The sequence below is a fragment of the Comamonas odontotermitis genome (assembly GCF_020080045.1).
GTDB classification, from domain to species: domain Bacteria; phylum Pseudomonadota; class Gammaproteobacteria; order Burkholderiales; family Burkholderiaceae_C; genus Comamonas; species Comamonas odontotermitis.
This window is the reverse complement of the sequence record NZ_CP083451.1, coordinates 1,790,901-1,815,758: the sequence shown is the minus strand read 5'-3', so window position 1 is coordinate 1,815,758 and position 24,858 is coordinate 1,790,901. Positions and strand designations below refer to the sequence as shown.

General features: G+C 62.9%; 23 protein-coding genes. 13 read left to right on the top strand and 10 right to left on the bottom strand.

What is annotated here, in order from left to right; genetic code table 11:
- The first annotated feature begins 101 nt into the window (after nt 1–101).
- The 8 genes from LAD35_RS08405 to LAD35_RS08370 all read left to right on the top strand — a co-directional run bounded on the left by LAD35_RS08405 (nt 102) and on the right by LAD35_RS08370 (nt 7,437).
- The gene (locus LAD35_RS08405) at nt 102–926 is read left to right on the top strand and encodes a glycine zipper 2TM domain-containing protein (protein ID WP_224152240.1); all 825 of its coding nucleotides are present in this window, start codon (nt 102–104) and stop codon (nt 924–926) included.
- Between the two features lie 221 nt (nt 927–1,147).
- Nucleotides 1,148–1,465 (top strand): pyrimidine/purine nucleoside phosphorylase, encoded by a 318-nt coding sequence (ppnP, locus tag LAD35_RS08400; RefSeq protein WP_224152239.1) that lies wholly within the window; start codon nt 1,148–1,150, stop codon nt 1,463–1,465.
- 85 nt (nt 1,466–1,550) lie between these two features.
- On the top strand, nt 1,551–2,888 hold the full coding sequence (argG, locus tag LAD35_RS08395; protein WP_224152238.1) for an argininosuccinate synthase: 1,338 nt from the start codon (nt 1,551–1,553) through the stop codon (nt 2,886–2,888).
- Nucleotides 2,889–3,253: 365 nt separating this feature from the next.
- Complete coding sequence (locus LAD35_RS08390) at nt 3,254–3,784, top strand: hypothetical protein (RefSeq protein ID WP_224152237.1); 531 nt, start codon at nt 3,254–3,256, stop codon at nt 3,782–3,784.
- A gap of 382 nt (nt 3,785–4,166) precedes the next feature.
- Nucleotides 4,167–4,928, top strand: coding sequence for a transporter substrate-binding domain-containing protein (locus LAD35_RS08385; protein ID WP_224152236.1), 762 nt, complete (start codon nt 4,167–4,169; stop codon nt 4,926–4,928).
- Nucleotides 4,929–5,225: 297 nt separating this feature from the next.
- Entirely contained in the window at nt 5,226–5,912 is a 687-nt protein-coding gene (locus tag LAD35_RS08380) for an ABC transporter permease (RefSeq protein WP_224152235.1), read from the top strand.
- A complete protein-coding gene (locus LAD35_RS08375) occupies nt 5,909–6,622 on the top strand; it encodes an ABC transporter permease (RefSeq protein WP_224152234.1) in 714 nt (237 codons plus the stop codon). Before LAD35_RS08380 ends, LAD35_RS08375 begins: the two co-directional genes overlap by 4 nt.
- Nucleotides 6,623–6,660: 38 nt before the next feature.
- Nucleotides 6,661–7,437 carry an ABC transporter ATP-binding protein gene (locus LAD35_RS08370; RefSeq protein ID WP_224152233.1) on the top strand — a complete coding sequence of 259 codons (777 nt, stop codon included), beginning with the start codon at nt 6,661–6,663 and terminating at the stop codon, nt 7,435–7,437.
- 152 nt (nt 7,438–7,589) lie between these two features.
- Here the strand turns inward: LAD35_RS08370 and LAD35_RS08365 are convergent, their stop codons facing one another.
- Nucleotides 7,590–9,248: a hypothetical protein gene (locus LAD35_RS08365; protein WP_224152232.1), complete on the bottom strand. Its 1,659-nt coding sequence runs from the start codon at nt 9,246–9,248 to the stop codon at nt 7,590–7,592.
- A 97-nt stretch (nt 9,249–9,345) separates the two neighbouring features.
- Nucleotides 9,346–10,398 carry a GlxA family transcriptional regulator gene (locus tag LAD35_RS08360; RefSeq protein ID WP_224152231.1) on the bottom strand — a complete coding sequence of 351 codons (1,053 nt, stop codon included), beginning with the start codon at nt 10,396–10,398 and terminating at the stop codon, nt 9,346–9,348.
- Nucleotides 10,399–10,483: 85 nt separating this feature from the next.
- Between LAD35_RS08360 and LAD35_RS08355 the strand changes: the two genes are divergently transcribed.
- Entirely contained in the window at nt 10,484–11,710 is a 1,227-nt protein-coding gene (locus LAD35_RS08355) for a YbfB/YjiJ family MFS transporter (RefSeq protein WP_224152230.1), read from the top strand.
- A gap of 94 nt (nt 11,711–11,804) precedes the next feature.
- Here the strand turns inward: LAD35_RS08355 and LAD35_RS08350 are convergent, their stop codons facing one another.
- Nucleotides 11,805–12,062, bottom strand: coding sequence for a hypothetical protein (locus tag LAD35_RS08350; RefSeq protein ID WP_224152229.1), 258 nt, complete (start codon nt 12,060–12,062; stop codon nt 11,805–11,807).
- A gap of 84 nt (nt 12,063–12,146) precedes the next feature.
- Between LAD35_RS08350 and LAD35_RS08345 the strand changes: the two genes are divergently transcribed.
- Nucleotides 12,147–13,037 (top strand): LysR family transcriptional regulator, encoded by an 891-nt coding sequence (locus LAD35_RS08345; RefSeq protein ID WP_224152228.1) that lies wholly within the window; start codon nt 12,147–12,149, stop codon nt 13,035–13,037.
- A 69-nt stretch (nt 13,038–13,106) separates the two neighbouring features.
- The gene (locus LAD35_RS08340; RefSeq protein WP_224152227.1) at nt 13,107–14,030 is read left to right on the top strand and encodes a DMT family transporter; all 924 of its coding nucleotides are present in this window, start codon (nt 13,107–13,109) and stop codon (nt 14,028–14,030) included.
- A gap of 64 nt (nt 14,031–14,094) precedes the next feature.
- On the opposite strand, the gene LAD35_RS08335 is transcribed toward LAD35_RS08340, so the two are convergent.
- The 4 genes from LAD35_RS08335 to murB all read right to left on the bottom strand — a co-directional run bounded on the left by LAD35_RS08335 (nt 14,095) and on the right by murB (nt 19,745).
- Nucleotides 14,095–15,987 (bottom strand): trypsin-like peptidase domain-containing protein, encoded by a 1,893-nt coding sequence (locus LAD35_RS08335; RefSeq protein WP_224152226.1) that lies wholly within the window; start codon nt 15,985–15,987, stop codon nt 14,095–14,097.
- Nucleotides 15,988–16,621: 634 nt separating this feature from the next.
- The gene (locus LAD35_RS08330) at nt 16,622–18,163 is read right to left on the bottom strand and encodes an acetolactate synthase large subunit (RefSeq protein WP_224152225.1); all 1,542 of its coding nucleotides are present in this window, start codon (nt 18,161–18,163) and stop codon (nt 16,622–16,624) included.
- A gap of 167 nt (nt 18,164–18,330) precedes the next feature.
- The gene (locus LAD35_RS08325) at nt 18,331–18,624 is read right to left on the bottom strand and encodes a hypothetical protein (RefSeq protein ID WP_224152224.1); all 294 of its coding nucleotides are present in this window, start codon (nt 18,622–18,624) and stop codon (nt 18,331–18,333) included.
- Nucleotides 18,625–18,644: 20 nt separating this feature from the next.
- Complete coding sequence (gene murB / locus LAD35_RS08320) at nt 18,645–19,745, bottom strand: UDP-N-acetylmuramate dehydrogenase (RefSeq protein WP_224152223.1); 1,101 nt, start codon at nt 19,743–19,745, stop codon at nt 18,645–18,647.
- 66 nt (nt 19,746–19,811) lie between these two features.
- Here murB and LAD35_RS08315 point away from each other — a divergent pair, with 66 nt between their 5' ends.
- Nucleotides 19,812–20,297: a YajQ family cyclic di-GMP-binding protein gene (locus tag LAD35_RS08315; protein ID WP_224152222.1), complete on the top strand. Its 486-nt coding sequence runs from the start codon at nt 19,812–19,814 to the stop codon at nt 20,295–20,297.
- Nucleotides 20,298–20,422: 125 nt separating this feature from the next.
- Nucleotides 20,423–21,124 (top strand): retropepsin-like aspartic protease family protein, encoded by a 702-nt coding sequence (locus LAD35_RS08310; protein WP_224152221.1) that lies wholly within the window; start codon nt 20,423–20,425, stop codon nt 21,122–21,124.
- A gap of 76 nt (nt 21,125–21,200) precedes the next feature.
- Here LAD35_RS08310 and LAD35_RS08305 read toward each other — a convergent pair whose 3' ends face one another.
- The 3 genes from LAD35_RS08305 to LAD35_RS08295 are packed head-to-tail and all read right to left on the bottom strand — an operon-like array spanning nt 21,201 to nt 24,858.
- Nucleotides 21,201–22,400, bottom strand: a complete 1,200-nt coding sequence (locus LAD35_RS08305; protein ID WP_224152220.1) for an MFS transporter — start codon at nt 22,398–22,400, stop codon at nt 21,201–21,203.
- A complete protein-coding gene (locus tag LAD35_RS08300; protein ID WP_224152219.1) occupies nt 22,400–23,536 on the bottom strand; it encodes a siderophore-interacting protein in 1,137 nt (378 codons plus the stop codon). Before LAD35_RS08300 ends, LAD35_RS08305 begins: the two co-directional genes overlap by 1 nt.
- Nucleotides 23,533–24,858 carry an MFS transporter gene (locus LAD35_RS08295; RefSeq protein ID WP_224152218.1) on the bottom strand — a complete coding sequence of 442 codons (1,326 nt, stop codon included), beginning with the start codon at nt 24,856–24,858 and terminating at the stop codon, nt 23,533–23,535. The genes LAD35_RS08300 and LAD35_RS08295 overlap by 4 nt, the downstream gene beginning before the upstream one ends.

The following is a 24,858-nucleotide window of genomic DNA, read 5'->3' as shown; positions in this document are numbered from 1 at the left end:
CCAAGGCCTGGAAAAGGCTTGTAAAGCTTGTCGTCGCGGCACCCTGGTGGGGCGTTAATCGCCCAAGCCCGCACAAGTTCGTAACCATTTTGGAGGCGTGTATGCCACGATTCCTGTCCAACCGATTGATTCCTCCACTCTCTGCCCTGGTGTTTGCCGCGGCATGTGCAGGTGCCTGGGCGCAAAGCCAGAACTCTGGCGTGTATGACAGGTACGACGGCTACCAGCCGCAGCCCTCCGCTCAGCCCGATCCGTTTCTCGATCAGCCCGTGTCAAACGCCCAGTCTCCACTGCCTGCTGGCGAGCAGCCCTATGGCAAGGTCATCTCCGTGCGACCCAATTACCGCCAGGTCAGCGTGCCACAACAGGTTTGCAATGACCAGCAGGTCTATGCCGGCCAGCGCAATTCGGGCATGGGCGCCATTGCCGGCGCAGTGATTGGCGGTGTGCTGGGCAATGGCGTGGGCCACGGTTTTGGCCGGGCTGCGGCGACCGGCGTAGGCGTGGTTGCAGGCTCGGCCATCGGCAACCAGCTCGAAGGCGGCTACCCCAGTTACCAGACGGTGCGCCAGTGCGGCACGCAGTATGTGACGCAGGACCAGCCCGACGGCTACACCGTCGACTACGAATACGCAGGCCGCCGCTACAGCACGCGCACCGATACGCAGCCGGGCGAATGGATTCCCCTGTCGATTCAACCAGCCGCCACCTACGACAACTATGCCCCCCAGCCTTACGCCAATACCGGACCCAACCGCGCGATGCCCGAGCCTGGCGTGGTGGTCGGCTCCGGCGTGATGCCTGCGCCCGCTCCTGTCTACATGGCCCCGGCCCCTGCCTACTACGCGGCACCGATCGCCGTGCAACCGGTGATCCAGCTGGGCATCGGAGGTTACTGGGGCGGCGGACACCGCCATTGGCGCTGAACGCCTAAATCTGTTACCAAACGGGGCACGGCCCCGACCAGCCACTGCGCTGCACGCCCCCAGCGTGTCAGCGCAGTTTCCTTTGGCCTTGTATGGGCAGGAAAGCCTTGCCTGCCCATGTCTCCCGCGCAGCTGTACCGACCCACCCGCATGGGGAGCGCAGGCACGGGCCCGCCGCACTGCCCTACAATGGGGGTTTTCCTCCTTTTTGCGCAATCTCCATGACCACTGCAAGCATCGCTGGCGTCACGTTGACGACCAAGGCCAATGTTTATTTTGACGGCAAGTGCGTCAGCCACAGCTACCAACTGGCCGACGGAACCAAGCAATCGGTGGGCGTGGTGCTGCCCGCCACCTTGACGTTTGGCACGGCTGCTGCCGAGATCATGGAATGCGTGGCAGGTTCGTGTGAGTACAAGCTCGACGGCAGCGACGAGTGGAAGAAATCCGGCCCGGGCGAGAAATTCAGCGTGCCTGCCAACAGCAAGTTCGACATCCGCGTGACCGAGTCGTACCACTACATCTGCCATTACGCCTGAGCCGCAGCGCCAGCAACAGGTTTTTTGGCCGCCAGCGCATAGCTAGAAAGCGCTGACAGCTATCGTTTTTATAGAGAACAGCACCATGGAAACCATCCTGCAACACGTCCCCGTCGGCCAGAAGGTCGGCATCGCATTCTCCGGCGGCCTCGACACTTCGGCTGCACTGCGCTGGATGAAGAACAAGGGCGCCCTGCCCTATGCCTACACCGCCAACCTGGGCCAGCCTGACGAAGAAGACTACGACGCCATCCCCCGCAAGGCCATGGAGTACGGCGCAGAAAAGGCCCGCCTGATCGACTGCCGCGCGCAGTTGGCGGGCGAAGGCATCGCCGCCATCCAGGCTGGCGCCTTCCACATCAGCACCGGCGGCATCACCTATTTCAACACCACGCCATTGGGCCGCGCCGTGACCGGCACCATGCTGGTGGCCGCCATGAAGGAAGATGACGTCAACATCTGGGGCGATGGCTCCACCTTCAAGGGCAACGACATCGAGCGCTTCTACCGCTACGGCCTGCTCACCAACCCGCAGCTCAAGATCTACAAGCCCTGGCTGGACCAACAGTTCATTGACGAACTCGGTGGCCGCACCGAAATGTCGGAATTCCTGATCAAGGAAGGCTTTGGCTACAAGATGTCGGTCGAAAAGGCCTACTCCACCGACAGCAACATGCTGGGCGCCACGCACGAAGCCAAGGATCTGGAGCAGCTCTCGAGCGGTATCCGCATCGTCAACCCCATCATGGGGGTTGCGTTCTGGAAGCCCGAAGTCGAAGTCAAGGCCGAAGAAGTGTCGGTCACCTTTGAAGAAGGCCGCCCCGTTGCCCTGAACGGCAAACGCATTGAAGACCTGGTGGAATTGTTCCTGGAAGCCAACCGCATTGGCGGCCGCCACGGCCTGGGCATGAGCGACCAGATCGAAAACCGCATCATCGAAGCCAAGAGCCGCGGCATCTACGAAGCCCCCGGCATGGCACTGCTGCACATTGCCTACGAGCGCCTGGTCACCGGCATCCACAACGAAGACACCATCGAGCAGTACCGCGTGAACGGCCTCAAGCTCGGCCGCCTGCTGTACCAGGGCCGCTGGTTCGACCCCCAAGCCATCATGCTGCGCGAAACCGCCCAGCGCTGGGTGGCCCGCGCCATTACCGGCACCGTGACGCTGGAGCTGCGCCGCGGCAATGACTACTCGCTGCTGAACACCGAATCGCCCAACCTGACCTACGCGCCCGAGCGCCTGTCGATGGAAAAGGTGGAAGATGCGCCGTTCAGCCCGGCAGACCGCATCGGCCAGTTGACCATGCGCAACCTGGACCTGATGGACACCCGCGACAAGCTGGCCATCTACACCCAGACCGGCTTGCTGACTGCAGGCAGTGGTCATGCCCTGCCCCAGCTGGGTGGCGACAAGAAGTAATCGGTAATCGGCAGCCGCCGCCTTCCGCCCGTCAAAGCCGCTGCAGCCGCAGCGGCTTTCTTTATTTCAGATCCAGCAATCGAGACCAAGCCATAGGTGCTCATGGCAACTCCTGAGAGCCTTGGCGTTTCCTGGCAGTTGCTGGCATTCGTAAGGCAAGGCGAATGCATGTCTTTGACGCAGCGCACCAATCACCCACCGATGAGAGACGCTCAGCCCGGCATTCATCTTGTTGGAATTTGTAGGATAAAACCAATCCTGGGCATACGCAGCATGCGCAAGCAGCTACAAAAAACGAAGTGTTACCCCTCGCCTGAGGCATAGCCACTAGAGTGGTGCCTTTACAAAGACACCAAGGAAAAAACATGACCCGCCAGCCCTCCTCCACCAGCCGCCAGATGCTGCTGTGCGCCCTGCTGACCGCTGCCACCTGGACGGCAGCCTACGCGGCAGACGATACCCCTGCCGCCACGCCGTCCCCCGCGCCAGAAGCGGCAGCACCCGCTGCCAGCACCTCGGCACCTGCCGATGCAAAGCAGCCTGCCGCGCCTGCACTGCCCCCCCCGAATCCAGCGGCAGAAAAGGCACTGGCCCAGCGCTTCCAATCCATGTATGCCGCATTCGAAGGCAAGGCAGCCGTCCCCGATGCGAAGAACTTCACCGAAGACTTCAACAAGGAAGTGAACACCGACCAGATCAAGCAGGTATTGCAGCAGTTGCACCAGAGTGTGGGTGCCTGCCGCATTGCTGGCCAGGTGCGCAGCCCCATCTCCTACGCCGGCAGCTACCTGCTGCAGTGCGACAAGGCCTTTGTGCCGATGGAGATCGCCGTGGAAGACAAGGCTCCCTACCGTATCCACAGCCTGCTGATCCGCCCTGGCTACTGGAAAAAGTAAGGCATCCGCATCGGGATGCGTTCAAGGCGCAGGCCCTTGCCTGCGCCGCAGTGCTCGCAAAGGGCACTGCGAGGAGCGTATCAAGACGTATGCAGCATCATTTGGTCATATCGCGTAGGCAATCTGACGGTATAACCAAATACCTATCGGTAATTTCCCCTGTGGTGCGTAAAAATCGACGCTTTCGCGTTGATTTTCGTACCACTTGGCCATTTTGGCTGCCAATAATGCGTACACTCTCGCCGCTTTGCAGGCAAAAAGGCAAGGGCTGTCATCGCGCTGCCACAAGCGGCCGTTAAACCCATGCGCCTGATTGCAAAGCGCCTGCTGGTGCCGCTAGCATGCTAGCCACCTTATCAACCTTTAGGATCCGAGGATTCACATGCGCAAGACCTTGATCGCCCTGGCTGTGGCCGCCGTTGCAGCCCCCGCCTTTGCTGCCGACCTGAAAGTCGCGGTAGACCCAACCTATGAACCGTTCACCTACAAGACCCCCAAGGGTGAAGTGACCGGCTTTGATGTGGACATCGCCAAGGCGGTGTGCGAACAGATCAAGCGCAAGTGCGTGTTTGTGGAGCAGGTGTGGGACAGCATGATCCCCGGCCTGCAGGCCAAGAAGTACGACGTGATCGTTTCGTCGATGTCTATGACCGACGAGCGCCGCCGTGTCGTTGATTTCAGCGACCGTTACTACAAGACCCCCAGCGCCGTGGTGCTGAAGAAATCGGCTGAATACACCGGCCCCGCATCCACCAAGGGCCTGAAGATTGGCGTGCTCAAGGGTTCCACGCAAGAAAAGTGGGCCATGGGCGAGCTTAAGCCCGCAGGTGCCTCGATCATCCCTTACGAAGCCCAGGACCAGGTCTATCTGGACATCAAGTCCGGCCGCCTCGATGGCACCGTGGCCGACAAGGTCGAGGTCAATGGCGGCTTCCTGCGCAAGCCCGAAGGTGCCGACTATGGCTACAAGGGCCCTGACCAGTACGAGACCAAGTACTACGGCGACGGCATCGGCATTGCACTGCGCAAGGGCCAGGGCGACCTGAAAAAGCAGATCAACGAAGCGATCAAGACCATCCGCAGCAATGGCACCTACAACACCATTGCCAAGAAGTACTTCGACTTCGATCCCTACGGCAACTGATCACCGCCAGGCCCTGCAGCACTTAGCGCGCTGCGGCGGCTCCTGTCAGGGGTAACACCATGCGGCGCGGATTTCCCAGACCACTGAGAGCCGCTAACACCATCCAGCAAATCACAGATTTGCGATTGAGACGAGGCGCGGAGCCGCAGGCAGTACAAACGTACGACAAGGCGAAGCAACGATGTATCAAGGGTGGTGTTAGCGGGTCGAAACTGGGACGCGCCGCTTTCCCTTTGACGACCCGGCACATGGCCCACCAGCGCGTTTGCGCTGCGCCCGTGCTGAAGGCTAGAAACTATGAGTGAATATTTCCAATCGATCCTGATGGGCTCACTGCTCACAGTGGCCGTATCGCTGGCATCGGTGTTTACCGCCACCATCCTGGGGCTGCTGGGCGCTAGTGCCAAGCTCTCGGGCAAGCGGCCCCTCGTATGGCTGGCCACGCTCTATACCTCCATCGTGCGCGGCATCCCCGAGCTCGTGATGATGCTGCTGATCTTCTATGGTGGCGCCATTGGCCTCAACACCTTGCTGGAGAAGATGGGCAGCGACCAGAGCGTCGACCTGAACCCCTTCATCGCCGGTTCGCTGACCATCGGCTTCATCTACGGCGCCTACATGACTGAAACCTTCCGGGGTGCGATCCTGGCCATTCCCAAGGGCCAGATGGAAGCAGCCTGGGCCTTTGGCATGAGCCCGCTCAAGACCTTCATCCGCATCACCCTGCCGCAGATGGTGCGCTACGCCCTGCCCGGCTTCACCAACAACTGGCTGGTGCTCATCAAGGCGACCGCACTGGTCAGCCTGATCGGCCTGCAGGACATGACCTATCTCGCCAAGCAGGCCAGCGCCGCCGCGCGCCAGCCGTTCATCTTCTTCCTCTTTACCGCCGCTTTGTACCTGATCTACACCTCGGCCTCTCTGTGGGCGCTGCGCCGCCTCAATGCGCGCTACAGCCTCGGAACGGAAAAGGTGCAGTTATGAATTGGGAAGTCATCTTTCAGCCGGACACCCTGGCCCTGTACGGCGAGGGCCTCATCACCACACTCAAGCTGCTGATTGCCAGCTTGGCGATCGGCGCTGTCCTTGCGCTGCTGGGAGCACTGGCCCTGGTGAGCCGCTCCTGGATACTGCGCAAGACCGTGGGTGCCTTCACCTACTTCATGCGCGGCACGCCACTGCTCATTCAGGTGTACCTCATCTACTACGGTTTTTCGCAGCTTGAATGGGTGCAGGCGCGTTGGGATGCAGTCTGGCCCTGGACCTACTTCAAGGAGCCGTTCTTCTGCGCGTTCCTCGCCTTCACACTGAACACTGCCGCCTACACAGCGGAAATGCTGGCCGGCTCCATCCGCGAGACCAGCAAGGGCGAAGTGGAAGCCGCCCGCGCCATGGGCATGAGCCGCTGGCAGCTGATGCGCCGCGTCGTCATGCCCAGCGCCATTCGCCGCACCCTGCCCGCCTACAGCAACGAGGTGGTGATGATGCTGCACTCAACCAGCCTCGCATCGACCGTGCCTTCGCTGGTCGACCTGACCGGCGCCGCCAGCCGCGTGTACTCCGACTATTACCTGCCGTTTGAGGCCTATATTGCCGCCGCCGTGGTGTACCTGTGCATCACCTTCATCCTGATTGGTCTCTTCCGCCTTGCGGAGCGCCATTTCCTTGGCTATCTGGCCCCGCGCAAGGCCTGAGGCGGGCTTGCAGAAGAAAATAGAATTCGAGCATTGTTATGAACGCATCCAACTACAAACTGCAGGCGCTGGACATTCACAAGAGCTATGGCAGCAACGCCGTGCTCAAGGGCGTCTCGATCAACGCCTGCCCCGGCGACGTGATCAGCATCATCGGCAGCTCCGGCTCCGGAAAATCCACGTTCCTGCGCTGCATCAACCTGCTGGAGCACCCGCAGCAGGGCCGCATCATCGTTGCGGGTGAAGAGCTGAAACTGCAGCCCGCCCGCAACGGCGACCTGGACGCGGCGGACGCCAAGCAGCTGCAGCGCCTGCGCACCAAGCTGGCCATGGTGTTCCAGCACTTCAACCTGTGGGCGCACATGACGGTGCTGCAGAACATCATTGAAGTGCCCGTCCATGTGCTGGGGCTCAGCAAGGACGAAGCCGTGGCGCGCGCGCGCAAGTACCTGCAGCTCGTCGGCCTCGAAGGCCGCGAAGATACCTACCCCGGCCACATGAGCGGTGGCCAGCAGCAGCGCGTGGCCATTGCCCGCGCCCTGGCGGTGGAGCCTGAGGTGATGCTGTTTGACGAGCCCACCTCCGCGCTTGATCCCGAACTGGTCGGCGAAGTGCTGCGCGTGATGCAGGTGCTGGCCCAGGAAGGCCGCACCATGCTCGTCGTGACGCACGAAATGGGGTTTGCCCGCGAGGTGTCGAACCACGTCGTCTTCCTGCACAAGGGCGTGATCGAAGAGCAAGGCAACCCGCGCGAAGTGCTGGCCAACCCCAAGAGCGAGCGCCTGGCTCGCTTTCTGTCGGGCAACCTCAAATAACAGCCCTGCGCCTCGGTGGTGGTGCGCCTGTCATGCACGCCACCCGGTGTGCAGCTGTTGCAGGCTCGCCGACCAGGCCCTGAAAATACCTGGCTGCAGGGTGCCCGGGCGCCGGATACCAAGGCCATACGGGCTGCCGGCTCTTGCGGATATCACTCCATCTTTCCCAGGCCCGCAGCATTTCCAAAACGATCACGCAAGCGGATCATGGAATCGTCGTCTCTGAACGAGGTGGGTATTTTCAAACGCTGAAACCACACCCAGGCGTTGCCTTGCGGCTGTCCACAGCTCAAATCCGTTCCCTGGCTTCCCTGGCTCAGTGTGCAGCGCTCCTTGCCATTGGCGGTCGTTACCGCATCACCATCGACCCTGACCAGTTTCAGCGTCTTGCCAATGAACGGCAGATACCATTCACCCAGCATTCGCTCGGCAAAGCTGGCTGGCGCATCCATTTGCAGGCGACGGATGCGCACCGGGGCCTCCCCTGGCAGCTTGATCTTGCCGTCATCCCACCAACTGGTTTCGGTTGCAGGAGGCGCAGCGCTGAATTCAATCTGCGCATCTCCTGCTTCGGCCTTGACCCGTGCGGGCTGGGTGGGGCCTCCCAAACTTTTTCCGCCCGCGTATTCACGCAACGGAATGACGGCCAGCGAGGCGCGAGAGTCCGCTCCCCTGGTGCCGTATCCGGCACTGCCCATATGGAAGGTAGGCTGCCCGTCTGCCCGGTAGTTGAACACCTGCAGAATGGCGGTCTCGCCCTGAATATCCAGTGCCAGACCACGCCCGGGTTTGCCGGTGATCTCATCTTCCACCATCCAGGTGCCGTTGTAGGGCATGAGCGTGCTGTAGACCATCGTTATCTCGCAGGAGATCATGCACGACTCAAACGGAGCGCTTGCTCCGTGAAAGCTCTGCTCGAAAGAATCCCTCAGGCGATAGCGTCCATTAGGCCCCCCCAAACCGGCGGAGGTCCAGTAATAGGCGCCGCGCGTCCGCCCCATCAGCGATACGTTGGCGGGCTGATCGCCCCCCACACGCGCAGACCCCAGCACCTCCTCTGCAGCAAACCAAAGACGCAGGGCATCGACCTGCGGTGTTTTCACGTCGGGCCACTCATCCACCTTCGTGGGGATGGCCTTGCAATCGAGCTGCGCCGATGATCGGATGCGATAGCATTCAAAATCCTGAAAAGGCTTGTAGCTCAGGTAGGTGCTCATGGGGTAAGCCTGCGACAGCCTTGCCATTGCCACGCCATCTTCTCGGCGCGTCATCGTGATGGCCCAGTCATACGCCACCGCACCGCCCTCATCCATGGCCAGCACCCGCGACGTTCTATAACCCAGTTGCGCGAGCGGATTGACCAGGCTGACCTCGTTGCTGTCGATCAGAAACCGCTCGATTGCCACTGCAGGCTCGCCAGGAAACTGTACGGTCCCTTTGAGGCCATTGCGAAAGCTCACGGTCACATCACCCACCGATTGCTCTGCCGCCGCATCCCGGGCCGCGCTGCCAAAGCTGCGTCCACCTGTGTAGCGTATCAGCGGAGCGGTAATGGTGTCGCCATCCAGCTGCCCGGTTGCCATGTGGAACGTGGCATCACCGTTTTTCTCGTACCCGAACACCTGCATGAAAAAGGTATTGCCTTGCACATCGATCGCCAGACCCCGTCCGGGTTTGCCATCGACCTCGCTGCTCACGACCCAGGTTCCCGATTGCGGCGTGAAGTTGCGCGCCGCCCATGTGGATGCGCACGGCAATGCCACACAAGACACCAGCAAGATGGAACGCAAAGTAGAAGTAAGGGCTGCCATGGTGACTGTGTCTCCTCTGTTGTTTTAATCAGTGAACAGTATAGGTGCCACGTTCTCCCGCGCTCGCCACCGCCGGGGATACAACTGTCACGCACCGCTATTGCGGGCTCTCCATTCCGTGCCGCAGAACACCGGGCGGCTGTTGCGCCATCTTCAGGGTGAGCTTGCGCAAAGCCGTGCCGTTGGCATACCCCACGCGCCGGGCGACGGCGTCCACGGACAGATCGCCTTGCGCCAGCAAGCGCTGCGCATGGCGCATGCGCACCGTATTGACCAGTTGAAGCGGAGCAGCCCCCGTGCTGGCTGCGATGCGGCGCGAGAGCGTGCGGCTGGTCATGCCCAAGGTTTCGGCGGCATCGGCAATCGTCGGGACATGGGGCAGCCGCGCTTCGATCAGAGCCTCAAAGCGCATCGCAGTGTCGTCTTCGCTGGCATGCAGATGCTCCCATACGCGATAGCGCGCCTGCGAGCTGCGGCTGTCCACCAGCAGGTAACGCATGACATGCTGCACCACGGCCTCGCCAGCGGCGCCGCCCACCGCCTGCTGCACCAGATGCAGCATCAGATCCACCTGCGCCATGGCGGCACCGGCGCTGATGACACGATGGTCCTCGACCAGCATCCGGTTTTCATCGAACAAGGCCTTGCCAAAGTGGCGGCGTACAAAATCTCCCAAGCGCCAATGCGTGGTAGCGCGCCTTCCATCCAGTAACCCGGCCATACCCAGCAGCAACACCCCCGAGCATGACGCGGCAACCACACCGCCTGCCGCGTGATGGGCGGCAGCCAATCCGGCATACGCCTGCGCATCCGACGCCTGCATACGCCAGAGCAAATGCGATTCGGCATAGCGCTCATTGATCGTGGCGCCCCCGGACAAGCCTCCGTCGGTGCCGTGCGGTGCTGATGCATCGAGCCCGATGCCAGGAATCACCAACACCGCATCGGGAGCCATCTTCAAATGCTCCACCGGAGTCGCCGCCAGGGCCATGCCGCCTGAAAGCGCGACCTGCGGCCGGGCGCTGGCAACCTGCCATGCCACGCGCTCCGCCGGCGCACCGCAGCGCTGGGCAAAGGCCAGAATGTCCAAACTGGCACCTACGCTACCGGCCAAGGTGCCATCTGCCACTAGGATGATGAAATGGGCCATTACTCGTCTAATTTGGATTCTTATTGATCATTTTAGACAAATCAGTAGCATCCCGGAAATGAAAACGTCTGCGGCATCACCAACCATGACCTCCATTGCCACTTCCACCCCGGGCGGCTCCCTGCGTCATCCCATTGCCATCGCACTCGCCCTGTCGCTGGGCGCCGCGATTGCGCTGGGCATATCGCGGTTCTCGTACGGCCTGCTGCTGCCACCCATGCGTGAAGACCTGGGCTGGTCGTACTTTCTGGCGGGCGCCATGAACACCGGCAACGCCGTGGGCTATTTTGCGGGGGCGCTGATGACTCCGCTCCTGATGCGGCGCATTGGCGCATGGCGGGTGCTGATGGCCGGGTCGCTGCTGGCGGCCGTATTCATGCTGGTGTCTGGCTGGGCCACGGGCACAACAGCATTGATGCTGCAGCGCGTGCTGGCAGGTGCGGCCAGCGCCTGGGTGTTCATTGCGGGCGGGGTGCTTGCGGCGCGGCTGGGTTCGCTGTTTCCAAAGCGCGCGGGCTTTCTGATTGGCCTGTACTACGGCGGCACCGGAATCGGCATCTCGCTGTCGGCGCTGCTGGTACCGGCAGCGCTGCAAGCCGCCGCCAACCACGCTGCGCCGCACAGCTGGCAGTGGCCCTGGATCAGCCTGGGCCTCGCATGCATGCTGGCCGCAGCCGTGATGGCCGTGCCCGCACGCCACGTTGCCGATGGCCTGCCAACCGCGGCTTCAGGCACCAGCCAGGGCTTTGCGCTGCGGGATTTCGGCTTTGGACTCTCTGGCTACTTCATGTTTGGCGCTGGCTACATCGGCTACATGACATTCATCGTCGCGCTGCTACGCCAGCAAGGCATGTCCGGGCCCCAGATCACGGGTTTCTACACCGCGCTGGGCCTGGCGGTGCTGGCCAGTTCACGCATCTGGGCACGCATGCTGGACCGCTTCAAGGGCGGCGAATCGCTGGCCATTCTGTGCCTGGTGCTCGCCGTGGTGACGGTGCTGCCGGCACTCACCAGCGCGACGCCCGTGGTCTTTTTGTCCGGCATGGTGTTTGGCGCAGTGTTCCTCTCCGTCGTGGCATCGACCACCGCACTGGTGCGCCACAACCTGCCGCAAGCGGCGTGGCCCGCTGGCATCAGTGCCTTCACCACCATTTTTGCGCTGGGCCAGATCGTGGGGCCATCCGTAGTTGGCTGGGTGGCCGATGGAGCGGGCGGCCTGCAGCGCGGCTTGCTGGTATCGGCCGCATTCTTGCTGCTCGGCGCCGTGCTGGCCTGGCGGCAAAAGCCCCTGACCCGCGCGGCAGGTGGTTGAGCGAGGCTGAATTTTCTATACTTTTCATAGCATCTGGCGCTTGACAGCAAAGCGCCAGATGCCATTTTTGGCATGAAATTTCACTCACCCTGGCTCAGCCGCCCCCGGGCGGCACACGAAAGTTCTCGGTGATGCGCTGCTCGGCGCGCTCCAATGCCCGGGCCAGCCTATGCAGCCATCCGGTGCCAACGTGCGGCGGCAAGCCACAACGCACCTCGTCCTGCACGTCACCCACCGAATCGCCTCGCGGATCAGTCCGCAAATCACTTTGCGGGTCGGCCTCGTCAGGCGCATTGCCATCGCACCGGCCCGGCCCGGCGTCCTTGTCTGAAAGAAGAGAAGAATGGTTCATGGTTGCCCGATGCTCGGGCCTGGATTAACATCTGTAAAGTTGAATTAACTGACCAGTCAATTCATAAATTCTGATGTCACTCCCATGCGCAACCTCAACCTTGACCAACTGCAAACCCTCGTGGCCATCGCCGATCTGGGCACGTTCGCGGCAGCCTCGCAGGCCTTGCATCTGGCGCCGCCCACCGTCAGCCTGCACATCAAAGAGTTGGAGGCCCGGCTGGAAGCCACGCTGGTTGTGCGCGGGCGACGGCAGGCAGCGCTGACCCCGGCAGGCCACGCCCTGGTCGATGGCGGCCGCAAGCTGCTGGCCGCGAGCGAAGACCTGGTCGAACTGGTACAGCGCCGTGCCAGCGGGCGAGAAGGCCTGGTGCGGGTGGGCGTTTCTGCCGGGGTGAGCACCCGGCTGCTGCCGCTGGTGCTGCAGGCCCTGAGCGAGCGGAACCCGGGCGTCGAGGTACGGCTGGAAGCCGTTGGCTCTGCACAATCGATGCAGCGCCTGCAACTGGGCTCGCTTGACATTGCCATCGTCGCCAGCCCCCAGCCTGCAATGGCCGAAATCGTGCTCACGCCCTGGCGCGCCGACCCCATGGTGGCCCTGCTGCCCGCCGCGTGGGATGCCCCCGAGCAGGTCACGGCGCAATGGCTGTCAGAGCGGCGCTGGGCATCGTTTTCGGCCCCTACGCAGATGCATGGCCTGATTGCCTCATGGTTTGGGCAGGCGGGCTACCGGCCTCGCCCTTTTCTGGCGCTCAGCTATCCCGGCGCCCTCAAGAGCCTCGCCGCAGCCTGCCAGAGTGCAGCCCTCTTGCCGCTGGAAGAGGTGGAAGACCAGCGGCATGCCCCGGAAGTGCAGATCCGCCACCTGTACCCGCCGCTGATCCGTCCGATGGCCGTGGCGCACCGGCAGTTGAGCACACCCAACCCGGCTGTGGACGCCGTTCGGGCCGTACTGGCCGAATTTGGCCAGTTGTAGAAAACGGTAGCGACAGCTCCGGCGCCAACCTGCGCCGACAATGCCTGCTCCGCCCAAACAAGCCCCCCCATGGACACCCGCCAAGCCCTCGATACCCGCGCCATCGGCCTGATGCTCGTGCTGTGCCTCATCTGGAGCGGCCAGCAGATCGTACTCAAGGCCACCGCGCACGATGCGGCCCCGATGATGCAGATCGGCCTGCGCTCTGGCATTGCCGCCATTCTGGTCTGGCTGTGGATGCGCTGGCGTGGCGAGCACATCCAATGGGGCGATGGAAGCTGGCGCCCGGGCCTGTGGGTCGGCGCGCTGTTTGCGCTGGAATTTGTGCTGGTGGGCGAAGGCCTGCGCCACACATCGGCGGCCCACATGGTAGTACTGCTCTACACCGCCCCTATCTGGGCCGCGCTTGGCCTGCACATCAAGCTGCCCCAGGAAAGGCTGGCACCGCTGCAGTGGCTGGGCATCGCGCTCGCCTTTGCCGGCATCGCGGTCGCCTTTCTGTGGCGCAACGGCGCAACTGGCGCAAGCCAGGGCGGCAGCGTGGGCACCATGCTCTGGGGCGATCTGCTCGCTCTGCTGGCGGGCATGGCATGGGGCGCCACCACGGTCGCCATCCGCACCACGCGGCTGTCTGCCTTGCCTGCGGCGCAGACCTTGCTCTACCAGTTGGTGGTGGGCTGCGTGGTGCTGGTTGCCGTTGCAATCGGCAGTGGACAGGGCCGCATCAACCCCACACCCGCCTTCTGGGCCAGCATGGCCTTCAACGCCTTGCCCATGGCCTTTGCCAGCCTGCTGACCTGGTTCTGGCTGCTGCGCACCTACCTGGCATCACAACTGGGCGTGCTCACCTTTCTGACCCCGATCTTTGGCGTCATCCTCGGCGCCTGGCTCCTGCACGAGCCCATTGAACCCGGCTTTGTGATCGGAGCATTGATTGCGCTTGCCGGGGTGATGCTGGTGAGCGGGTATGGGTGGATTGCCGGGCGACGATAGCCTGTTTGCGCCAGGCCCGAAGCTGTCAATGTCTCTCGACAAGAGGCCGCAACACTGGGCTTGTTTACTGCCCAACCCACAAGCTGTACGCCACACCCTGGTACTGGAGTTGGGGGTACGTGGCGATGACCTGATCGCGCTCCTGGGCACTGGCCGTGTAGAAATAACGGCCCGTCTGCTGGTTCAGGAAGCGAAACACCGCCTGGGTTGCGGAGCTTTCGCCCGCTTGCGCCCACCAGGCCACGCCCTCGTCGCTGAACACGGCGGGGTTGGCCCGCATGGCGTCGCGCTCGGAGGTGCTCACGGTGTAGACGTGTGATGCGTTCTGCTGGTTGTAGAAGCGGTAGACCGGTACGAGGCCTGCGCCCGCCTGTTGGCTATACGCATAAAAGGCCACACCTTCATACTGGAAGGCCGGGAATACGGCGATCACTGCGTCGCGCTGCTCCACACTGGCTGTATAGAAGTGAGCGCCGGTCTGGGCGTTATAGAAGCGGAAGACGGCGCTGCGGCCATGGCTGTCGGCGGCAAAGGCGGCCACTTCGGCAAAGAGCCATTGCTGGATGGCAGGGAACACCCGGTCAAAGCGCGCATAGTTGTTGAAGCCGCCGGCATTGGTGCACGAAGCCGAGCCATTGGAGAGCATGCCGGTGAGCACGCCGTTGACAAACAGGGCCGAGCCGCTGCTGCCGCCTTCGGTCATGCCCTGGCTCCACTGCACGCGGTAGTAGTTCTCGCCCATGGCATCGCTGGCGTAGCAGGTGAAGACGCCCTTGCCCGGCTTGCAATCGGTGCTGCCCACCACACTGCCGAAACTGATTTTCTGCAGGTCGCCACGCGGGTGGTGCACGCCCACCACGGCAGCGCCCTTGGCCACGGCATTGGCATCCCATCCTGCGAACACGGCACCGGCAGGTGGGGTGTCGTTCAATACCAGCAAGGTGGCATCGGGGGTAGCCGATGTGTACAGCAGCTTGGCCCCGTCCTTGAGGGTTTTGCTGGCCGAAGACAACAGGCGGCTGTTGCAACTGGGCGTGCGGTAGAACCAGAAGGTCTGCAGGCTCGACGCGGCGGCCTGTGAGCTGATGCAATGGTTGGCCGTCATGAAGTATGGCGTGCCGCTGCCTGTGCGGTCATTGAGCAACGTGCCGGTGCACAGGAAAGCGCCGTCGGCATTCACATAGAGCATGCGGGCCACGGCATCGCGCTGGCGGGCATAGGCGTCGTAGCAGGTGGAGTCCAGCGTGCAACTGGCGGCGTTGTTGAGCTTGGCCTGGAATTGCGTGCCGTCGTCGATCAGGGCGAAGATGTTTTCATAGATGTGCACGAGGCTTGGGATGGACACTTTCACGTCGCTGGCCGCTGCGCCAGCAGGCAGCTGGATTTCCACCGTCAGCTCGTTGCCATCCACCGCAGGCGTCCACCAGGTGTTTGCCGTCGCTGGCACTTCTCCCGCCTGGTTGTTGTTCTGCAGTATCTGTGCAATGCCCCGACCGGATATTTCGAATGCCCCGTCACGGTCATCAGGGGCATAGACACGGACAGTGGCATTGCCTGGCAAAGAGCCGATCTGCAGGCCTGCGCGCAAGCCGAACGCATCATCGGAGACAAAGCTCACAGCCGCTACGAGGCCCCCATCTCCCGACGCCTGCCACTGGAGCAAGGCGCCAGTGGCCTGGGTCGTCCCAGTCAGAGTGACTGCCCGGCGGGCACCGATCTGTATCACATCGCTGCGCGCCGCTGCTGTCTTGGGAGCCGCCCAGGCACCCAGATCGACCACTGCAGGCACCGGGGCCAAGGCTTGGTTCCTTTGCACAGTGGCCTGCTTGGCCATATCCGCAGGCTGCACACGCGCCTGCACGCTTTGCGCCTGTGCAGCACCCGTGCCAATACACAGCATGAGGGCCGCCAATGCGGCAAAAAAGGCCTGCGTGCAAGCACGGGAAGAGCGAACCATCGGGCGATCTCCAACAAAGGAGAAATTGAATCACTCAATGGTACCGATAGCTTTTATAAAAGTAAGTACGTATGTCGGATAATTGACCTTAGTTTATGAATATTTCAATAAAATTGATTTTGTTAATTTTGAAAAAAATTGAATCTTCTTCATTGATGAATCTGCATGAATGAATAATTATTCATTGCTCAACAAGGTATAGAAGATAAGCATTTACTCACAAAATATACAATTTTTGCTTATTGATTGACAGGGCACGGTGTGTCTCCCTCCGCGGTCACGGAATCTCTTCGCCATAGACGATTGCCTGTTGAATGGTTTGATCTCGCCGCCATAGCGAAAAACATGCGCAAAAACGGAGGCAGGCATCGCCCGCCTTACCCCTGGGCATGCTGCTACGGCAGCTAGAGGGTGTGGCCGCAATGCCGGGGGAAAAGGGCTTTCCTGGAGGCCTTGCACAAGATGCGCTCGGGGCAGCCGCGCCATCGAACTGCACGCCCCCCCAAAAGGCGAGCGCGGCAATGCCACAGAGCGGCAGCATCTCACATGCCTCCTACCTTTCCGCGCTCGCTTCCCTGGCCCCAAAGCGGCGTTCACAGCTGCGCAATGGTTGCCGGTGCGGATCGACCCGGACCTACACCACCAGCTCGATCAGGAAGGGGCCAGGCCTGCCAAAGCTGGCGCGCAGCAGGTCGCTGCAGGCCTCCATGGTGGTGGCACGGGCGGCCTCCACACCCATGCCATTGGCAAGCGCCACCCAGTTGATGCCCGGGTTGCCCAGATCCAGCATGCCCATGGCCGTGGGCCCCGGGGTGGCACCCACGTTCCTGTACTCACCAATCAGGATGTTGTACTTGCTGTTGTTGAGGAGGATGGTGGTGATCGGCAGGCCTTCGCGCGCCTGCGTCCACAGCGCCTGCAGGCTGTACATGGCCGAGCCGTCTGCCTGCAGGTTGATGACTCGCCGCTCTTTGCATGCCCCCAGCGCAGCGCCAGTGGCCACCGGCATGCCGTCACCAATGGCGCCGCCGCCCAGGTGCAGCCAGTCGTGCGCAGGTGCAGCAAAGGTATGCGGATAAAAGCCCCGGCCGTACGAGATGGATTCGTCCGACACAATGGAGCCTTCGGGCATCAGCGCCGCCACAGTCTGGGCCAGGCCTTCTGGCGTGGGGGCGCCACGGGCTGCCTCGGGGCGCGGGCCGGGATCGGGAATCGCAACCGCAGGCGCGCCCAGCGCATCGGCCAGAGCGCGCAATGCCTCGGTGGCGCTTTGCTCCGGCCGGGCCAGGGTGTGCAATTGCGCCGTGGCCGGGTGCTGGGTGGATGGCAGGCCCGGGTAGGCAAAAAAGCCCACCGGCGGCTTGGCGCCCACCAGAATGATGTGCTCGAACCGCGCCAGCGCCTGGATGGCCGCTTCCATGCCGTAAGGCACGCGTTCGATCTGCAAACGCCCTCTTCCACGCTGTACGTGGGCGCAGACGTAGTCGAGCATGATGGCCGCGCGCGTGGCACTGGCCACGCGCCAGGCCTGCTGCTGGCCTTCTTCAAAGGCGGCATCTCCGGCCAGCAGCAGCAATGCATGTTGACCGCTGCGCAAGGCCCGGGCGGCACCTTCCACGGCATAGGGATCGAGCGGTGCGGGCTGCGGCTCGGGCAGTACGCCAGCAACTTCGCCGCCCTCGCCCCAACTGGTATCGGCCGGGAGGATGAGGCTGGCAATCTGGCCTGGAAACGTACGGGCCGCGCGCACGGCCAGCGCGGCATCGCGTCCCACATCTGCGGGCGTGCCGGCCGTATGCACCCAGGCCGACACCGTACGCGCCAACGCCTCGGTGTCGGCAGTCAATGGTGCATCGAGCGGTCGGTGGTAGGTGGCCTGGTCGCCCACGATATTGACGATTCCGCTGCGCGCGCGACGCGCGTTGTGGAGGTTGGCCAGCCCGTTGGCAAGACCGGGCCCGCAATGCAGCAGAGTGCAGGCGGGTTTGCGCGCCATGCGGTAGTAGCCATCCGCCATGCCGGTGACGATGTTCTCCTGCAGGCCCAACACGCATTGCATGCCGGGCACCTGGTCCAGCGCCGCCACAAAATGCATCTCGCTCGTCCCCGGGTTGGCAAAACAGGTGTCGATACCTGCGGCCAACAAGGTCTTGACCAAACTTTTTGCGCCGTTCATGGCAAAGCCGCTCCGTCTCTGTGATCGCTGTGCCTCCATTGTTGCGGAGGATACGGATCACGGCAGTCACGCGGATGCCAGGGATTGCTATGAATACAGTAGCTACCAGCACCCTACCATTGAGCGCCAGGGGTCTGTTTCATCTGATTGCCTCGGAATACCTGCCGTCACCGCATCAGCCACCTGCAGGCGAACGGCAGCACGCAGCCCAGCGTCATGAACATCCACGGCGCCCACATGACAGGCCAGTCTCTCACCAGCAGCCAATACGGCACAGCCAGTACCATGCCCGTGCCTACGGGGATGGCCAGCAAGGCCATGAGCCCTGCAGCCTGCACATAACGCTTCCAGGTCAATTGCCTGCAGGCATACCTGCCATATGCCAACAAGGCCAGACAAGCGACGACAAACGGCAGCACATACAACCACGCAAATACCATGAGGAATTCATTGTGGGTCATGCCGTGCTCCCGGGCAGGCCTTACCAGACGATGGGTTCCGGCTCCAGCCGGATGCCAAAGCGCTCATACACGCTGGCCTGGATGGCCTGCGCCAGGGTGACCACCTCGCCTCCCGTCACGCTGTTGTCGCCCTGCCCCAGGTTGACCAGCACCAGCGCCTGCCGGTCGTACACGCCCGCCTTGCCGATGCTCTTGCCGCGCCAGCCACAGGCATCGATCATCCAGCCAGCGGCGAGCTTGACGCTGCCGTCCAGCATCGGGTAATGCACGATTTTGGGTTCGCGCGCAATGATGTCTTCGCACACCTCGCTGCTCACCTGCGGATTCTTGAAAAAGCTGCCTGCATTGCCGATGGTTGCCGGATCGGGCAGCTTGGCGCGGCGGATCTCGACCACCCAGCTGAAAATATCCTGCGCCGTGGGGTTCTCAACACCTTTTTCCGCCTGTTTGCGTGTCAGGTCCAGGTAGCTCAACTCAGGCTTCCAGTCCTTGGCGAGGCGCAGGCGCACGCGGGTGATCACCGCCCTGCCGGCAAGGCCCATGCCGCGCGGTGCCGTGGAGCCGGTGGCACGGGCAATCATGGTCAGGGGCATCGTTTCAGCAGGTGCGTGCTTGAAAACCGAGTCACGGTAGCCGAAAGCACATTGGGCGGCGTTCAGGCTGAAGCTCTCGCCATTGGTCAGGTCCACGGCGTCCAGCGAATCGAAGCGGTCCTGCAGCTCGATGCCATAGGCACCAATGTTCTGCACGGGCGCCGCACCTGCGGTGCCCGGGATCAGCGCTAGATTCTCCAGCCCGCGGTAGCCCTGCTCCAGGCTCCAGGCCACTACGTCGTGCCAGACCTCGCCCGCCCCGACCTCGATGATGTAGTGCCTGTCCGTCTCGGCAACCAGGCGCTTGCCCATGATCTCCATCTTGAATACGGTCGGCTCCACATCGCGGGTGATGACGATGTTGCTCCCCCCCCCCAGCACCACCACCTGGCGGCTCGCGCCCAGGGGTGGGCCAGCCAGAAACTCACGGATATCCTGTTCGGACTGCACGCGCACCAGATTCATGGCGCGGGCCATGATGCCAAAGGTGTTGTATTGCTGCAGCGGGGCATTTTTCTCGACTAACATCGGTAGATTGTCGCACTTGTAGCGACCCACGCAGGCAAGCTTGCCTGATCTGCAAGGAGAGTATGTATGCCATCGTTTGACACGGTTTGCGAAGCCGACTTCGTCGAGGTGAAGAACGCTGTCGAGAATTCGGCCAAGGAAATCGGCACCCGTTTTGACTTCAAGGGCACATCGGCTGCCATCGAGCTCAAGGACAAGGAAATCACCCTGTTCGGCGACGCCGACTTCCAGCTCGTGCAGGTTGAAGACATCCTGCGCAACAAATTGACCAAACGCAATGTGGACGTGCGCTTCCTCGACAAGGGCAATGTCCAAAAGGTGGGCGGCGACAAGGTCAAGCAGGTCATCAAGGTGCGCAACGGCATCGAGCAGGAACTGGCCAAGAAAATCCAGAAGGCCATCAAGGAAAGCAAGATGAAGGTGCAGGCAGCCATCCAGGGCGACGCCGTGCGTGTGACCGGCGCCAAACGTGACGATCTGCAGGCGGCCATGGCATTGTTGAAGAAGGAAGTGACCGATGTGCCGCTGTCCTTCAACAACTTCCGTGACTGATCCACAGCCTTTGGCCAGGGCAAAGGCAGGCAGCTGGCAAAGGTGCCTGCCTTTTTCTTGATATTTTCACTATATATTTCATAGCAATAAGCGCTCTATAGATAAGCGCCAGCAGCCATTTCATCATGAACCCTCCGCACCGCTTTGCCCGAGCCACCCGTGCCGCCTTTTGCCAGGCACTGTTGGCGCTGGCCTGCGCGGGCGGTGCCGCCAGTGCGCAGGAGGCGGATGAAGCCCCCAAATCCGTTGCACTGACCGGCATTCTGGGCAACAAGGCCCTGCTCGTGGTGGATGGCGGCGCCCCCAAGGCGGTGGAAGCTGGCAGCAGTTACCAAAAGGTGCAGGTCGTCAGCGTGAAGGATGGCGAAGCCCAGGTGCGCATTGGCGGCCAGCCCCTCACCCTGCGCCTGGGCGAATCACCCGTCAGCGTGACGGGTAGCACGCTGCCCTCCAGCAACACAGGCCGCATCGTGCTGATGGCCAACCCGCAGGGCCACTTTCTGACGCCCGGCATGATCAATGGCAAAAGCACGCGCTTTCTCGTGGATACCGGAGCGACGACCGTGAGCATGGGCATGAGCGAGGCGCGCAAGCTGGGCATCGACTACACCAAGGGCCGCGCGGTACGCATGGGCACGGCCAATGGCGTGGCGCAAGGCTGGTACGTTCAACTGGCCAGCGTGCGCATCTCCGATGTGGAGCTGCGCAACGTGGACGCCGTGATTGGCGCGGGTGAGATGCCCTATGTGCTGCTGGGCAACAGCTTTCTCAACAGTTTTCACATGACGCGCATCGGCCCGCAGCTGACGCTGGACCGGGCGAAATAGAACTGCGCATTTGGCGCTTCTGCAGCGCGCGCAGGCGATGGCCGTGTACTTTGAACAGGCTCCCAGGGCAGGTTTCTCAGGCCCTTTGCCGCCTGGCGACAAACCCCAGCATCGCCACCGTCGCAAACATCGCCCCGGCGATAAAGGTGCCTTCATGGCCCAGGCAGTCCCACAGGGCCCCGGCAATCACGCTGGCGAGCAGAAGCGCCACGCCTGCCAGCAGGTGAAACACCCCAAAGGCGGTGCCGCGCAGGTCTGCGGGCACGGTGTCGGCCACCATGGCATTGAGCAAGCCCTGCGTGCACCCCATGTGCAGCCCCCAAAGCGCCGCACCCAGCGCCAGCCCCCATAGCCCGGGCAGCAGCGCGAGCGCCAGATCGGCCAGCACGAGCAGCACCATGCCCGCTGCCAGCACCTGGTGGCGCGGCAGGCGGTCAGACAGCACGCCTGCCGGATAGGCCGAGAGCGAATAGGCCACACCCATGACCACCAGTACCAGCGGCGCCAGCATGGCTGGCAAGCCCGCATCGACCGCACGCAACACCAGAAAAGCCTCGCTGAACCGCGCCAGCGTCATCACCACCCCAATGGCAACCACCCACCAGTAGCTGCGGCCCAGGCGCTGCATCTGGGCCCGGCTGAGCGGCATGCGCCGCGCCTGGACGGGCGACGCATGCGCGGGCTCCTTGACAAAGATCACCAAAATGGCGACTGCAATGAATGCGGGCAGCACCGCCAGCCAGAAGACCAACTGGTAGTTGTTGGCCGTCCACCACATCAGCAGCATGGCCAGCAACGGGCCGGTAAAGGCACCAATCGTATCGAGCGTCTGGCGCAGGCCGTAGGCGGCGCCCCGCAGCTCGGCGGGCGTGACATCGGCCACCAGCGCATCGCGTGGCGCGCCCCGTATGCCCTTGCCGATGCGGTCGATAAAACGCGCGCCCACCAGCCATTCCAGCCCGGTTGCCAGCGGAAACACCGGTTTGGTAAGCGCCCCCAGGCCATAGCCGATGCCCGCCAGCAGCTTGCGCTTGCCAAAACGGTCGCTGATGGCGCCTGAGAACACCTTGGTAATGGATGCTGTCGCCTCGGCAATGCCCTCGATCAGCCCGACCTGCAGCGCCGTGGCGCCCAGCACGGTGGCCATGTACACCGGCAGCAGCGCATGGACGATTTCGGAGGAAATGTCCATGAACATCGACACGAAGCCCAGGGCCCATACGCTTTTGGGAATGGCTCGCGGCCCGGAGGGTGCCGCAGAAATCTCTGTATTCATCAACGCCAATAGGTATGGATCATGCACCGCACGCGCGCCAGATGCGACTGGCCCGCCACCCAACTGCGCACCGCCTGCGTCAACGGCAGGCCGCCAGCTACCCACAGGACTGTATCTGCGCCGCTCCAATCCTGCAACGCCAGCCAGCGCAGCACCTGGTCAATCTCTGCCGGTGAGGCGCCAGGCGCGCCACTGCATATCCAGGTCGGATCGACGCCTGATGCAGTCTCCACATCCCAGGCCGCGCACTCCTGCGGATTCGCCACCCACAGCAGCAGGCCTGAAGGCGGCGTATCGGGTGCGGCCTGCACCAACCGCGCCGCAGCCGGCAGCGCACAGGCATCGGCCACTAGCACACGCCGCGCAGCGCGCGGCGCCAGGCCGCCTGCAGGGCTCAGCACGCCGACAGTGCTGCCCGGTGCGGCCTGCAAAGCCCAGCCTGCGCCGGGCGATGCGCCCGCCACTGCTGGCCCATCAACTTGTACGCCTGGTTTCGCATCCGGGTGCAGCAGCACATCCACATCCATCCACTGCTCTTCCAAATGGATAGCACGGATCGTATAGGTACGGCGCGGCATGCGCGGTTTTCCCATGGGCCACTGCAGGCGGCCATCCTGCTGCACCTCGGGCCAGGCAGGCGTCTGGCCGGGTGTGGGCAGCAGCATGCGCACATGCAGGCCGTCGGCAAAAGCGCGCACGCCATCGCCTTGCAGGCGCAAGCGGCGCATCAGCGGGGTCAACGCCCGGTTGCTGCCTACCTGCAACACCTGCAGCTGCCCGGGGCTGCGCGGGGCCTGCCCACTCCACGCCACATCCCAGCTGCCATCGGGCCACGCCATTTCGTCGGCAAACTCGGCCAGATGTTCGGTCAGTGACAGCTGCATCAGCTCGCCCATGCGTGCGGTGGCAGGCGCCAGCCTGCAGTCGAGCTGCCGCGTGGCCACCACGTTCAGTTCCACCACACCGACATCGGTGAGCGACAACCGCACCTGGCCCGGCACAGGCTCCTCCACATCCACCCCCTCGTCGCACCAGTGGCGCACCAGCCATTGCACATAGGCTGCAGCGCGCGGCAGGGTGATGCGCGCCTCAAGCGCCTGCGGCTCAATCTCGGTATCTATCTCTGTTGCACTCATGTGTCCGCTCTCCCCACCGCCATCGGTGCTTCTGCCTGCACATCTTCGGTTTGTGCCGTCTGACGCTGCAGCAGCCAGTAGGTAGCCAACCAGCAACCCACGGCAATCACGCTGGCAGTGGCAAAGAGGCCGGTAAATTGAAACTGTTTGGCGATAAAGCCGCCCGCCATGGAACTGAGCATGTAGCTGGTCAGTTCTGCGCAGGCCAGGATTGAAAAGTCGGTACCCGGCTGCCTGCGGCTTGCGGTGGACATGAACAGTGCATACAGCGCCACCATTTCCATATAGCGCTGCACGCTCAGGCCGACCGCCAGCACCGCGAGCGGTACCGCCCCGCCCAGCCACTGCAGCGAATGCAGCAAAAACAACACAAATGCCAGCACACGCAAGGTACTCAGGCCCAACAGCACCTGCGTACGACTGCTGCGCTGCAGCCAGCGCGCGGCCAGATAGCTGCCTGCCAGCCCGGCAATGGCTGCGCCGCTGCCGGCAATCAGCCCTACCTGGCTCAGACTCAACCCGCTGTGCAGCAGGTAGCTGCTCTCCATCGAGCGCAGCATGCCCTCGCTCAGCCGGTACACCACGGCCAGCCCGAGCACGGTCCATACCCCCGGCCGGGCAAAGAACCGGCGAATGCTGGCCCGGTGCGGCTGCACACCCTCGCCGCTGGCGAGCCCATCGGCATCTGGCCCGGTCTCCTTCATCCACGGCAGGGCCAGCAGCGGAAGCAGGCACAGCAACGCCATCAGGCCCATGGTGGGGTACCAGCCCCAATGCTCCACCAGAAACATGGCAAGGCTCCCACCCACCAGCACGCCACCCGCCACCGATGCGGCCTGGATCGCGTTGCCGCGCCCCAGCTCATCGCTGCGCAACTGCTGCGTGGCATAGCCATCGGTGGCGATGTCCTGCGTGGCAATGCTGAGCGCCATGCACATGCCGATGCCGACAATCAGCCCGATGGGCGCCTGTGGCCCCGCCCAGGCCAGTGCCGCAACGCTGGCCACGGTGGCCAGCTGGGTGCAGACGATCCAGCCCCGGCGGTGCCCCCAGCGCAGGGGGCGCAACCGGTCCACCCAGGGCGCCCAGATGAACTTGAGCACCAGTGGCAGCATCAGAATCGACAGCATGCCGACCTGCTGCAAGGGCATGCCCGCCGCACGCAGGGCTGCAGGCACGGTCATGATCATCAGGTACGAAGGCACGCCCTGCGCCACATACAGCGCCACCAGCACTGCCCAGAAGTGCCATGGCCGCTTCGCGGGCGCCGTGGGCGCCGTGTGCGTTGCACCCAGGTCAGCCTCTTGCGTCACCGCAGCCAT

Bases quoted from the DNA above. Each gene is read 5' to 3' on its own strand.
- LAD35_RS08365 (WP_224152232.1), bottom strand. From the start codon at position 9,248: ATGGCAGCCCTTACTTCTACTTTGCGTTCCATCTTGCTGGTGTCTTGT.
- LAD35_RS08330 (WP_224152225.1), bottom strand. From the start codon at position 18,163: ATGAACGGCGCAAAAAGTTTGGTCAAGACCTTGTTGGCCGCAGGTATC.
- LAD35_RS08345 (WP_224152228.1), top strand. From the start codon at position 12,147: ATGCGCAACCTCAACCTTGACCAACTGCAAACCCTCGTGGCCATCGCC.
- LAD35_RS08295 (WP_224152218.1), bottom strand. From the start codon at position 24,858: ATGGCTGCGGTGACGCAAGAGGCTGACCTGGGTGCAACGCACACGGCG.
- LAD35_RS08315 (WP_224152222.1), top strand. From the start codon at position 19,812: ATGCCATCGTTTGACACGGTTTGCGAAGCCGACTTCGTCGAGGTGAAG.
- LAD35_RS08385 (WP_224152236.1), top strand. From the start codon at position 4,167: ATGCGCAAGACCTTGATCGCCCTGGCTGTGGCCGCCGTTGCAGCCCCC.
- LAD35_RS08360 (WP_224152231.1), bottom strand. From the start codon at position 10,398: ATGGCCCATTTCATCATCCTAGTGGCAGATGGCACCTTGGCCGGTAGC.
- argG (WP_224152238.1), top strand. From the start codon at position 1,551: ATGGAAACCATCCTGCAACACGTCCCCGTCGGCCAGAAGGTCGGCATC.
- LAD35_RS08310 (WP_224152221.1), top strand. From the start codon at position 20,423: ATGAACCCTCCGCACCGCTTTGCCCGAGCCACCCGTGCCGCCTTTTGC.
- LAD35_RS08335 (WP_224152226.1), bottom strand. From the start codon at position 15,987: ATGGTTCGCTCTTCCCGTGCTTGCACGCAGGCCTTTTTTGCCGCATTG.
- LAD35_RS08325 (WP_224152224.1), bottom strand. From the start codon at position 18,624: ATGACCCACAATGAATTCCTCATGGTATTTGCGTGGTTGTATGTGCTG.
- LAD35_RS08375 (WP_224152234.1), top strand. From the start codon at position 5,909: ATGAATTGGGAAGTCATCTTTCAGCCGGACACCCTGGCCCTGTACGGC.
- LAD35_RS08390 (WP_224152237.1), top strand. From the start codon at position 3,254: ATGACCCGCCAGCCCTCCTCCACCAGCCGCCAGATGCTGCTGTGCGCC.
- LAD35_RS08355 (WP_224152230.1), top strand. From the start codon at position 10,484: ATGACCTCCATTGCCACTTCCACCCCGGGCGGCTCCCTGCGTCATCCC.
- LAD35_RS08405 (WP_224152240.1), top strand. From the start codon at position 102: ATGCCACGATTCCTGTCCAACCGATTGATTCCTCCACTCTCTGCCCTG.
- murB (WP_224152223.1), bottom strand. From the start codon at position 19,745: ATGTTAGTCGAGAAAAATGCCCCGCTGCAGCAATACAACACCTTTGGC.
- LAD35_RS08305 (WP_224152220.1), bottom strand. From the start codon at position 22,400: ATGAATACAGAGATTTCTGCGGCACCCTCCGGGCCGCGAGCCATTCCC.
- LAD35_RS08300 (WP_224152219.1), bottom strand. From the start codon at position 23,536: ATGAGTGCAACAGAGATAGATACCGAGATTGAGCCGCAGGCGCTTGAG.
- LAD35_RS08340 (WP_224152227.1), top strand. From the start codon at position 13,107: ATGGACACCCGCCAAGCCCTCGATACCCGCGCCATCGGCCTGATGCTC.
- LAD35_RS08370 (WP_224152233.1), top strand. From the start codon at position 6,661: ATGAACGCATCCAACTACAAACTGCAGGCGCTGGACATTCACAAGAGC.
- ppnP (WP_224152239.1), top strand. From the start codon at position 1,148: ATGACCACTGCAAGCATCGCTGGCGTCACGTTGACGACCAAGGCCAAT.
- LAD35_RS08350 (WP_224152229.1), bottom strand. From the start codon at position 12,062: ATGAACCATTCTTCTCTTCTTTCAGACAAGGACGCCGGGCCGGGCCGG.
- LAD35_RS08380 (WP_224152235.1), top strand. From the start codon at position 5,226: ATGAGTGAATATTTCCAATCGATCCTGATGGGCTCACTGCTCACAGTG.